Below are 9,348 nucleotides of genomic sequence, written 5' to 3'. Positions count from 1 at the left end.
CAAGGTTCTGGTTCCCCTGGCGGACGGCTGCGAAGAACTCGAAGCCGTCACGATCATCGATCTGCTGCGCCGCGCCGGCGTCGAGGTGGTGACGGCAGGCCTCAAGCCCGGCATCGTCAAGGCCAGCCGCGGCGTGCAGCTGGTACCCGACGTCACGCTCGACGTGGCCTTGCAGGACGACTACGACATGGTGGTGCTGCCGGGCGGCATGCCGGGTGCGTCGCATCTGAAGGAAGATGCACGCATCCTGGTGCTGCTGGAAAAAATGGCGGCCGCCGGAAAATACACCGCCGCCATCTGCGCCGCGCCGATGGTGCTGGCCGAAGCCGGCGTGCTCGACGGTAAGCAGGCGACCAGTTATCCCGGCTTCCTCGATGCGCTGCCCGGTGTGACCGTCAGCGCCGCTGCCGTGGTGCAGGACGGCAAGGTGCTGACCTCGCGCGGCCCCGGCACGGCAATGGATTTTGCGCTGGCGCTGGTGGAAGTGCTGACCGGCAGCGAAAAGCGCCAGCAGGTTGAAGCTGCGCTGGTCAGGCCGTAGCTGGCCACGCTCCGCCGTTGTTATCATTCGGCCTACATTACATCGCCCCGGAGACCACCATGCAGATTCGCGAAATCCTCACGCTCAAAAGCGACGACATTCACAGCATTGCGCCGACCGATCCGGTTTCCAGCGCCATTGCCAAGCTGGTGGGCTTGGGGGTGGGTTCGCTGGTGGTGCTGGAAAATGGCGAGATGGTAGGGCTCCTGACCGAGCGTAATGTGGTGCAGGGCATGCTCAAACAAGGCGGCGACCTGAAGGATGCCGAAGTCAGCACCATCATGGTGAGCGAGCCGGTCGTGGCCAATGCCGACGACTCGGTGGATTACGCACGCGACGTGATGACCAAATCGCACATCGGCCACCTGCCGATTCTCGACGGCAACAAGCTGCTTGGCATCATTTCCTTCCACGACGTGGCGCGCGCCTGCCTCAAGGAAGCCAATTTCGAGAACAGCCTGCTGAAGCGCTACATCAAGCACTGGCCCGAGTAAGGCGGCCCTTCGCTCGGCCTGTAGCCCTGCCCAAGGCGATCAACGGATCGACTCGATGTCGATGGTCTTCTCCAGTATTTTCGGCACGATCAGCGCATAGCCCTGCTGTTGCCAGTGCGCCAGCTCGACGATGCCGTTGGGCACCACTTCGATGAAATCCTGGAAGTCCGCCACCGCATAGCCGAAGTCCTCGGCCGCCTGGCCGCACACCTTGAACGACACGCCGAGGTCGGCGTAGTAACGCATGCGGTCGACCGCTTCCTGATATTTCGCCTCGTTCTTTGTCGCCACCGTCACCACTTCGGTGCCGTGGATGACCACCACGATGTTCATGTCTTCGGGCGAGTAGTTGTAAGGCGCTTCCATCAGCGGATTCATCAGCGAACGCACCCAGTACAGCGCGCTGCCGATTTTCTGCGGGTCGTCCAGATAGAACTCGAACATGACCTTGGGGGGGGCATAGGGGGTGGCCACCCATTTGCCGGCCGCCTGCGCCGGCGCGATCGCGCCCAGCCACAACAGCATTAACGAAACCAGGATGGATTTCACGGCGATCTCCTCGTTTTTCCGGTCGTGCCTGTTTTATAGGCGCTGGGCGGCGTTCTGCTGCAGGCGGCGCAGGGTCCGGAACAGCTGGAGCCGCGCCGGGTCGATCTCGCCCGCGGCGGCGGCCTCCTGGAGCCGGCAGCCCGGCTCGGTCTCGTGCTTGCAGTCGCGGAAACGGCATTGTCCGAGATAGGGGCGGAATTCGACGAAGCCGTGTGCCAGGGCGCCGGCATCCAGGTGCTGCAGGGCGAACTCCTGCAGGCCGGGCGAGTCGATCACCGCCGAGTCGGCATCCAGCCGGTGCAGGCGGGTGTGGGTGGTCGTGTGGCGGCCGCTGTCGAGCGCTTCGGAATACTCGGCGGTCACCGCATCGGTGCCCGGAAACAGCGCGTTGATGAGGGTCGACTTGCCCATGCCGGACTGTCCGATCAGAAGCGTGGTGTGGCCGCGCAGGGCAGACTGCAAGGGCGTCACGTCGGACAGCGCCGACAGGGTGACGAGCGGATAGCCGATGCGGGTGAGCAGGTTCAGTCGCTCTCGCGCGGCCGGCGTTTCCGGCAGGTCGGCCTTGTTGAGGACGAGCAGGCTGGCGATGCCCTGGTCTTCGGCGGCGAGGACGCAGCGCTGCACCAGCTCCATCGAAAAACTCGGTCGTGCCGCCACCACCACCGCAAGCTGGGTCACATTGGCGGCGATGGCCTTGGATTTGAAGGCGTCGGAACGGTAGAGCAGGCTGGCGCGCGGCAGCACCGCCTCGATCACCCCGGCATCGCCGTCGCGCCGGACCTCGACCTGGTCGCCGCATACCGCGCGCAGATGGCGGCCCTTGACCTGGCAAGGCAGTTCTCCGGCGGCAGTCGCAACGATGAAACGGCGGCTGAACGCCGCGACAACCTGGCCGGTCAGGAGGGCCATGCCTCAGAGGTCGGACAGCGCGTCGACCTTGGCCGCGCAGATGAAATCGCTTGGGCTTCGGCCGGCGCGAAGCGCCTTGACGTTCGCTTTGCTCACATGCGCCTGCGCCGAAACGATTCCCTCTGCGTCAAATGTCCAGGAGTGCATCGACTTTCGCTGCGCAGATGAAATCGTTTTCCGACAGGCCGCCGATCGCATGCGTCCAGTATTCAACGCGGCAGGTGTTGTAACCGACCAGCAGGAAGGGATGGTGATCTTCGCGATGCGACACCCACATCACCGCGTTGACGAACGCCTGGGTCCGATAGTGATCCTTGAACGTGTATTCCTTGGCGATTTTCTCGCCGTCGCGCTGCCAGCCGGTCAGGCCCTTCAGCAGCGGCGCAACCTGCGCATCGGTCAAGGGGGCGACGCCGCCTTCGCAGGGCGCGCATTTCTTGCGGACGAGTTCTTCGACGATGGTGCTCATGGCGGGGCTCCTTACTTGAATTTGTAATACTGCTGGTTGAGATAGGCGGCGACGTGCGCCTCGTCTTCCGGGAACCAGCCGGTTCCGGTGTTGGCGTTGCAGGCGGAGATGCGGGCGGCCAGTTGCTGTGCGGTTTTGACCTTGCGGTCGGCGCGCGTGTAGATCTTGCTGCCGTCGCCGCCGAACATACTGGTGTGGCAGCTGAGGCAGGCCTTGTCGTGCAACTGCTTGCCGGTCTTGGGGTCGCCCTTGGCGAACGGTGCGGCATGCACGCCGCTCGCCAGCAGCACGCCGCAGAACAAGGCGGTCAGGGTTTTCATGATCGAGACTCCGGTTGATTGTTCCTTGCATTATCGTCACAGGGCGGCAATTGCGCCAGCGCCGTTCACCTCGTGTGCGAGAATGGCGGCCTGTTTTTCGAAGGAACCCGAGATGGCACTGAACCCCACGCATCTGCTCTGGCTGGACATGGAAATGACCGGCCTGTCGCCCGACACCGACCGCATCATCGAACTCGCTATCGTCGTCACCGACGCCGACCTCAACACCGTGGCCGAAGGCCCCGTGCTGGTGGTGCACCAGCCCGACGCGGTGATGGATGCGATGGACAACTGGAACAAGGGCACGCACGGCAAGTCGGGGCTGATCGACCGCGTCAAGGCTTCCGCGCTGTCCGAGGCCGAGGCCGAGGCGCAGATGCTGGCGTTCGTGAAGCAGCACGTGCCGGCCAGGACTTCGCCGATGTGCGGCAATTCCATCTGCCAGGACCGCCGCTTCATGGCGCGCCACATGCCGCAGCTGGAAGCCTTCTTCCATTATCGCAACCTGGATGTCAGCACGCTGAAGGAACTCGCCAAACGCTGGCGTCCGGGCTTGTGCGAAGGGTTCAAGAAGGCGAGCAAGCACGAAGCGCTGGCCGACATCTACGAATCCATCGACGAGATGAAATACTACCGGGAGCACTTCATCCGTCAGGCGTAACGGACAGGCGGCGCGATGCCGCCAGAGGCGGGCGTCGTGCGCACGATGCCCGCGGCGGTGATCAGAAGAGCCAGGTCAGCTGCAGGCTTGCCCGGTCGCCCAGGTTGTCCGCGATCAGCTCTGCATTGCTGCGCTGCGCGCCGGCGGGGATGGCCAGGGGGTGGCTCACTTTCAGGTCGCGCCATTCGTAGTTCAGCGTCAGCCGCGTATTCTTGTAGAAATACCAGTTGGCGCCCAGCGTGGTCGTTGTGAACTCACGTTCCAGTGCGGCGGTTTCGGTCATGCGGTTGAACGCGTCGTAGCGCAGATCGATTTCCCAGTCCTTGTGGAAACGCCAGCCTCCTTCGATGTACCAGCCGTCGGCCTTTTCGTTGAGACCGACTTGGGTTGGCTGGCCCGGGAAAGGCGGGTTGGGGCCGGCGACGATCATGCCGTCGCCGCGCATATATTCGGCCGAGGCATGCCAAGGGCCTTGCTTGTATCGTGCGCCTATGCCTTCGCGTATCCGATCGAAGGAACTGCTGCCGAATTTGCGTTCGCCCTGCTGCCGCCACAGCCATACGGAGGCGTCCTCGCGATTGGGTCCCTTGCTTTTGTTGAACACGTAGGAAGTCTGCAACCGGCCGGTGACGTCCTTGTGGCCGTCGTCATCCGAGAGCGCCCCGATTTCGTTTCCGTTGGACAGCATCAGCGCGTACGAAAATTCCCAGTCGCCACGGTTGAACCAGTCGTAGACCTGGATGCCGATGTCGCGGAACCCCGAGCCGCCGCTGGTGACCGCGGCATTCGATGCGCCAGACGTGTTTACCGCGCCCGTCGAGCGAACTCGGCTCTCCACCATCAGGCTGGTCGTCGCGTTACTGAAATAGACATAGGGGGAGGCTATATGAACCGCGACCAGCGCCTCCTCGCTGGTCGGCAGTTTGAAAAGGCCGGCCCGGATGCGGGCGCCGGGAATGTAATTGAAGGTCAGCGAGGCATCGGTCACCATCAGGTTGCGTTGGGAGGTGATCGCGTTTTTGCCGGCTTCCACCAGCGCGAAATAGTTGATTTTGCCGGGAATCAGATTTCCGCGCACGCCGAGTCGGGCGCGGTTGAATTGCAGTTCCTTGTTGTCATCCAGCCTTGGCCCGACGCGGTTCGGCGCTGTGTACTGGCCGTTGAACGGAGCGGCGGCGCCCAGCAGACCCTGAATCGGGTCGGCGTCAATGTAGGTGTACGTTGGTTGGAAAAATCCGAACGGCTTGAAAACACCGCTGTTGGGCGCTTCATTGCCCTGCACCTGAAGCCAGTTCGCGGCGTGAGCGGTCAGCGGCAGACTCGCGGCGAGGATCGCCGCGGTGCTCAGTTTTTTGATATTCATGGTATCCCTTTGCTTGGTGCGCCGTTTACGACGCAAGAATGCCCGGAACCGTGGATTGCTCCGCAGTTTGCAGGTGCGGCGATATGAACGCTCCCAGGAGCCTGTGCGCGGCCCGGGGCGGAACCTCGGGTCAGGGTTTCAGGTAGACGTAGCCTTCCCTCGCCTGCAGGCGGCCGATTTCGGCGACGCCGGACGCGACGACGGTGGCTTCGGGGAGCACCGCGCTGGCGTCCAGATTGCGGCTCTTCAGGGTGTTGTTGCAGACGCGGAAGTCGACGCCATTGGCCTTCAGCTCCTGCACTGCCGGCTCGTAGGGATTGCCGTTCCTGTCCTGCGCGCCGGCGAGCAGGAAGTCGATGCCCTTGCCGTGGGCGACGACGGCGATATGGGCATCCTTGCTGGCGTTGAGGTGATTCCGCACGTTGCGCAAGGCGACCATCGCGTTTTCGCTGTCGTTGAGGTGATAGACCACCTTTTCTTCCGGACCGGCGGCAGGGGCCGCAGCCTCGGCTGGCGGGGCGGCGTGGGCCATGGGGGCGGTTGCCAGCAGCAGAACGGCCAGTAGCGGGACGAGGATGCGTGTCATGGTGAGTCTCCTGATTGATATTGAATAAACCGGCTTTATCGAAGCCTGTGAAGAAGACGCGGGGAGTGACACGCTTATTCCATTCCGGCAGGCGGATTTTTCTGGAATAAACGAACCATGTTCCGCGTCCCATCGATATGACCATGATCAGCCGTTTCCTGTTTGGCCCGTTCCGCCCCGGCATCGAGGCGCAGCGTCCAGTGCTCTACCGCATCGCCTATGCCTGGTGCCACGACGCGGCGCTGGCCGACGACCTGGTGCAGGAAACGCTGTCCAAAGCCTGGGTGCGGCGTGCCCAGCTGCGCGACGAGACGGCGCTGAAGGCCTGGCTGGTGGCGATCATGAATCACTGCTGGCTCGACCACCTGCGCAGCCGGCGTGATTTCGACGATGTCGAGGACTGGCAGGACGAACTCGAATCCGGCACCGCGTCGCCCGAGGCGTGCTGCGACCGCGAGCAGGTGATTGCCTGCGTGCGGGCCGCAGTGGCGCGCCTGCCGCTGGGGCAGCGCCAAGTGCTGACGCTGGTCGATCTGGAAGAATTCGGCTATGCCGAGGTGGCCGGAATTCTGGACATTCCGGTCGGTACGGTGATGAGCCGTCTGTCGCGCGCACGCGCGAGCCTGAAAAAATTGCTGGATACGGCAATGCGGCAGCCTGCGGCGCAGCCGCAGCTGAGGAGAGTGAAATGAGCCTGATCGTTTCGGACGAAATTCTGCATGCCTTCATCGATGGTGAACTCGACGTCGCCGAGAGCGAGAAGCTGGTCGCCCGGATGCGTGAGGATGCGGAACTGATGCAGCGCGTCTGCGCCCTACGCAGTCTGCGGGGCATGGTGAAGCTGGCGTATGCCGAGCCGCCGCCGGCTGCTGCCGGCCGGGAATCGCGCCGCATGCCGCGACGCCGGTTCGTGCAGCGCTGCGCCTTCGGCAGCCTCGTCCTGCTGGCAGGCTTGGGCGGCGGCTGGGCCTTGCGCGGCCTGGAATCGCCTACGGTGGCCGCCGCCCCTGCCGCCGTCCTGGGCGGCTATCAGACGGTCAGCCTGGCGCGCGAGGCCGACCCGAATCGGGTCATACTGCATCTCGACAGCGCCGCGCCGGACAAGATGCAGGCGGTGCTGGATAAGGCCGAGCGCCTGCTCGACGAAGCGGAGCGGGAGGGACGGACGATGCAACTTGAAGTCATCGCCAACAGCCGCGGTATCCAGTTGATGCGCGCGGGCCACAGCCCCTACGCCGCGCGCATGGCGCGCATGAAGCAGCGCCATGTCAACCTGCACTGGGTGGCATGCGGCCAGTCCATCGCCCGGATTGAGAGCGAGGGACAGCAGGTGGATCTGCTGCCCGCCACCCGGACGGCGCCGACGGCCATCGGCGAAATCGTCACCCGGCTCCAGCAAGGCTGGACCTATGTCCGGGTTTGAACGCGCGACGACCGCTGCCGTTTCACTGCTGATTCTGCTGCTGTCTGCGGCGGCGGCAGCGGCCGACCCGGTCAATCGGCTGGCCAGCCATCCGTCGCCCTACCTGGCCCTGCATGGCCACGACCCGGTGGCCTGGCAGGAGTGGAATGCCGACACCCTCGCTCGCGCCCGGCGCGAGAACAAGCTGCTGTTCGTTTCGGTGGGCTACTTCGCCTGCCACTGGTGCCACGTCATGCAGCGCGAAAGCTACCAGAACCCGCAGATTGCCGCGCTGCTCAACCGCGATTTCATCCCGGTCAAGGTCGACCGGGAGCTCAACAACGGGCTGGACGAGGCCTTGCAGGACTTCTCCTCGCGACTCAATGGTGTGGCGGGCTGGCCGCTGAATGCCTTCGTCACCCCCGAAGGCTACCCGGTGTTCGTCGTGCTGTATGCGCCGCCGGACGATTTCCGCACACTGCTGCCCCAGCTATCCGCACGCTGGGCATCGGATCCGGCCGGCATCCGGCGTTTGGCGCGGCAGGCGGCACCGCCGCCCGCGCTGGAGCCCGTCAGTGCGCCGCTGACGGCCGCACGCAGCGCACGCGCCTGGCAGCAGTTCGTCGCCGGCGCCTGGCAGGAAGCCGACACGCTGCACGGCGGCTTCGGCCAGGTCAGCAAATTTCCGCTGGCGCCGCAACTGCATGCCTTGCTGGAACGCCAGGCACGGCAGCCGGACGCCAGGCTGGCCGAGTTCCTGCGCCTGAGCTTCGATCAGATGGCGGCGCGCGGACTGCGCGATCACATCGGCGGCGGATTTTTCCGCTACACCACCGATCCCGGATGGGATACGCCGCATTTCGAGAAAATGCTCTACGACAATGCGCATCTGGCGATGCTCTATCTGCGCGCCGCAACCGTGCTGCGCCAGCCGCGTTACCGCGACATTGCCCGCAGCACGCTCGATTTCATGCAGGACGAATTGCTGGATACGGGCGGCGGCCTGTACAGCAGCACCTCGGCGGTGGACGCCGCCGGGCGGGAAGGCGCCACTTATCTGTGGGAACCCGATGAGTTGAAACGGCACCTGTCGCCCGCAGCCTATGCCGCGGCGCAGCGGGTGTGGCGGCTCGACGCCGCGCGCAGTTTCGACGACGGCTATCTGCCTGCGGAATACCGCACCCCGACGGCGGACGAGCGCCGGCTGCTGGCCGAAGCCGCGCGCACCCTGCGCCCGTTGCGCCGCGCCCGCAGCCTGCCCAAGGACGACAAGCTGAATGCCGGCCTGAATGGGCTGGCGCTGTCGGCCTTCAGCCAGGCGATTCGACTCGATCCGGCCTATCGTCGGCGCGCCGACAATCTGCAGCGATTCCTACTGACGCAACTGGTCAGGGACCGGCAGCTGATGAAGGCGAGGGCGCGTGGGCAGATACTGCCGCAGGCCGAACTGGAGGACTACGCCTATGTCGTGCAAGGGCTGCTCGATCATGCCGAGGCCACCGGCAATGCGCAATCGCGCGCCCGGGCGCAGCAGCTCGCGCATACCGCCTGGCAGACGTTCTGGAGCGGGAAGGGCTGGCAACGCGAAGCGCGGCCCTTGCTGGCCACCTTGCAGGCCGAGCCGGCGCTGGCCGACGGTGCGCTGTATTCACCGCCCGATGTGCTGATCCTGGCCAGCCTGCGCTTGCAGGATCCCGCGCTGCAGCGGCTGGCGCGTACCGCCGCCGGTTGGCGCCTGCCGGCGATGGAGCGGGATGCCTACGCCTATCCCACCCGCGTGCGGGTGCTGACGCAGGCGCAGCCAGACCAAGGCGTTTTCAATCCGCCCTAGTGTCGTGACTCAGAAATAGGGGGACGTAATGAAACGGATGGATTTTTTCGCAGGGCAAGGCGCAAGGAGAGCGTGGTTGTTGCCGATTTATCGGCTTTACAACCACGGCCTACCCCTTGCGGGTGGGCGACATAGTCGACTCTATGGCAACGACGAGCAACGCCGCCATGCGGAAAAAGACGCCGTTTCATGTTGCGATATTTCTGAGTCACGACACTAG

General features: G+C 64.5%; 14 protein-coding genes. 6 read left to right on the top strand and 8 right to left on the bottom strand.

Annotated features, from left to right (window positions below; genetic code table 11):
• Both Q0L94_RS17450 and Q0L94_RS17445 read left to right on the top strand, forming a co-directional pair.
• On the top strand, window positions 1-541 hold a 541-nt coding region (locus Q0L94_RS17450; RefSeq protein ID WP_296755880.1), incomplete at its 5' end, for a DJ-1 family glyoxalase III.
• 59 nt (window positions 542-600) lie between these two features.
• The gene (locus Q0L94_RS17445) at window positions 601-1,035 is read left to right on the top strand and encodes a CBS domain-containing protein (RefSeq protein ID WP_296755877.1); all 435 of its coding nucleotides are present in this window, start codon (window positions 601-603) and stop codon (window positions 1,033-1,035) included.
• 39 nt (window positions 1,036-1,074) lie between these two features.
• Here Q0L94_RS17445 and Q0L94_RS17440 read toward each other — a convergent pair whose 3' ends face one another.
• From Q0L94_RS17440 to Q0L94_RS17420, 5 genes are read right to left on the bottom strand one after another with little or no spacing between them, the layout of a single operon-like run.
• Window positions 1,075-1,584, bottom strand: coding sequence for a DsrE family protein (locus tag Q0L94_RS17440; protein WP_296755875.1), 510 nt, complete (start codon window positions 1,582-1,584; stop codon window positions 1,075-1,077).
• A gap of 33 nt (window positions 1,585-1,617) precedes the next feature.
• Window positions 1,618-2,496, bottom strand: a complete 879-nt coding sequence (rsgA, locus tag Q0L94_RS17435) for a ribosome small subunit-dependent GTPase A (protein ID WP_296755871.1) — start codon at window positions 2,494-2,496, stop codon at window positions 1,618-1,620.
• Between the two features lie 3 nt (window positions 2,497-2,499).
• On the bottom strand, window positions 2,500-2,643 hold the full coding sequence (locus tag Q0L94_RS17430; protein WP_296755869.1) for a hypothetical protein: 144 nt from the start codon (window positions 2,641-2,643) through the stop codon (window positions 2,500-2,502).
• Entirely contained in the window at window positions 2,624-2,965 is a 342-nt protein-coding gene (locus tag Q0L94_RS17425) for a 4a-hydroxytetrahydrobiopterin dehydratase (protein ID WP_296755867.1), read from the bottom strand. The genes Q0L94_RS17430 and Q0L94_RS17425 overlap by 20 nt, the downstream gene beginning before the upstream one ends.
• Window positions 2,966-2,976: 11 nt before the next feature.
• The gene (locus Q0L94_RS17420) at window positions 2,977-3,285 is read right to left on the bottom strand and encodes a cytochrome c (RefSeq protein WP_296755865.1); all 309 of its coding nucleotides are present in this window, start codon (window positions 3,283-3,285) and stop codon (window positions 2,977-2,979) included.
• Between the two features lie 112 nt (window positions 3,286-3,397).
• On the opposite strand from Q0L94_RS17420, the gene orn reads away from it, so the two are divergent.
• Window positions 3,398-3,946 (top strand): oligoribonuclease, encoded by a 549-nt coding sequence (orn, locus tag Q0L94_RS17415; protein WP_296755863.1) that lies wholly within the window; start codon window positions 3,398-3,400, stop codon window positions 3,944-3,946.
• Window positions 3,947-4,007: 61 nt separating this feature from the next.
• Here orn and Q0L94_RS17410 read toward each other — a convergent pair whose 3' ends face one another.
• Together Q0L94_RS17410 and Q0L94_RS17405 are read right to left on the bottom strand one after the other, a co-directional pair.
• A complete protein-coding gene (locus tag Q0L94_RS17410) occupies window positions 4,008-5,309 on the bottom strand; it encodes a porin (protein ID WP_296755861.1) in 1,302 nt (433 codons plus the stop codon).
• Between the two features lie 130 nt (window positions 5,310-5,439).
• Window positions 5,440-5,895: a DsrE family protein gene (locus tag Q0L94_RS17405; protein WP_296755858.1), complete on the bottom strand. Its 456-nt coding sequence runs from the start codon at window positions 5,893-5,895 to the stop codon at window positions 5,440-5,442.
• Window positions 5,896-6,038: 143 nt separating this feature from the next.
• Here Q0L94_RS17405 and Q0L94_RS17400 point away from each other — a divergent pair, with 143 nt between their 5' ends.
• Genes Q0L94_RS17400 through Q0L94_RS17390 form a run of 3 tightly spaced genes read left to right on the top strand, consistent with a single transcriptional unit; the run spans window position 6,039 to window position 9,128 of the window.
• Window positions 6,039-6,587 (top strand): RNA polymerase sigma factor, encoded by a 549-nt coding sequence (locus Q0L94_RS17400; protein WP_296755856.1) that lies wholly within the window; start codon window positions 6,039-6,041, stop codon window positions 6,585-6,587.
• Complete coding sequence (locus Q0L94_RS17395; RefSeq protein WP_296755853.1) at window positions 6,584-7,318, top strand: hypothetical protein; 735 nt, start codon at window positions 6,584-6,586, stop codon at window positions 7,316-7,318. Before Q0L94_RS17400 ends, Q0L94_RS17395 begins: the two co-directional genes overlap by 4 nt.
• The gene (locus Q0L94_RS17390; RefSeq protein ID WP_296755851.1) at window positions 7,305-9,128 is read left to right on the top strand and encodes a DUF255 domain-containing protein; all 1,824 of its coding nucleotides are present in this window, start codon (window positions 7,305-7,307) and stop codon (window positions 9,126-9,128) included. Before Q0L94_RS17395 ends, Q0L94_RS17390 begins: the two co-directional genes overlap by 14 nt.
• Here the strand turns inward: Q0L94_RS17390 and Q0L94_RS17385 are convergent.
• The coding region (locus Q0L94_RS17385) for a hypothetical protein (protein WP_296755848.1) at window positions 9,125-9,348 on the bottom strand (224 nt) is incomplete at its 5' end. The two genes, Q0L94_RS17390 and Q0L94_RS17385, sit on opposite strands and share 4 nt — an antisense overlap.

The sequence above is a fragment of the Thiobacillus sp. genome, from assembly GCF_024708915.1.
The sequence above is the reverse complement of the archived record's forward strand: the minus strand, read 5'-3'. Positions and strand labels throughout refer to the sequence as shown.

Coding starts and splice junctions, on each gene's coding strand:
- Q0L94_RS17445 (WP_296755877.1), top strand. CDS start 601: ATGCAGATTCGCGAAATCCTCACGCTCAAAAGCGACGACATTCACAGC.
- rsgA (WP_296755871.1), bottom strand. CDS start 2,496: ATGGCCCTCCTGACCGGCCAGGTTGTCGCGGCGTTCAGCCGCCGTTTC.
- Q0L94_RS17430 (WP_296755869.1), bottom strand. CDS start 2,643: ATGCACTCCTGGACATTTGACGCAGAGGGAATCGTTTCGGCGCAGGCG.
- Q0L94_RS17425 (WP_296755867.1), bottom strand. CDS start 2,965: ATGAGCACCATCGTCGAAGAACTCGTCCGCAAGAAATGCGCGCCCTGC.
- Q0L94_RS17420 (WP_296755865.1), bottom strand. CDS start 3,285: ATGAAAACCCTGACCGCCTTGTTCTGCGGCGTGCTGCTGGCGAGCGGC.
- orn (WP_296755863.1), top strand. CDS start 3,398: ATGGCACTGAACCCCACGCATCTGCTCTGGCTGGACATGGAAATGACC.
- Q0L94_RS17410 (WP_296755861.1), bottom strand. CDS start 5,309: ATGAATATCAAAAAACTGAGCACCGCGGCGATCCTCGCCGCGAGTCTG.
- Q0L94_RS17405 (WP_296755858.1), bottom strand. CDS start 5,895: ATGACACGCATCCTCGTCCCGCTACTGGCCGTTCTGCTGCTGGCAACC.
- Q0L94_RS17400 (WP_296755856.1), top strand. CDS start 6,039: ATGATCAGCCGTTTCCTGTTTGGCCCGTTCCGCCCCGGCATCGAGGCG.
- Q0L94_RS17395 (WP_296755853.1), top strand. CDS start 6,584: ATGAGCCTGATCGTTTCGGACGAAATTCTGCATGCCTTCATCGATGGT.
- Q0L94_RS17390 (WP_296755851.1), top strand. CDS start 7,305: ATGTCCGGGTTTGAACGCGCGACGACCGCTGCCGTTTCACTGCTGATT.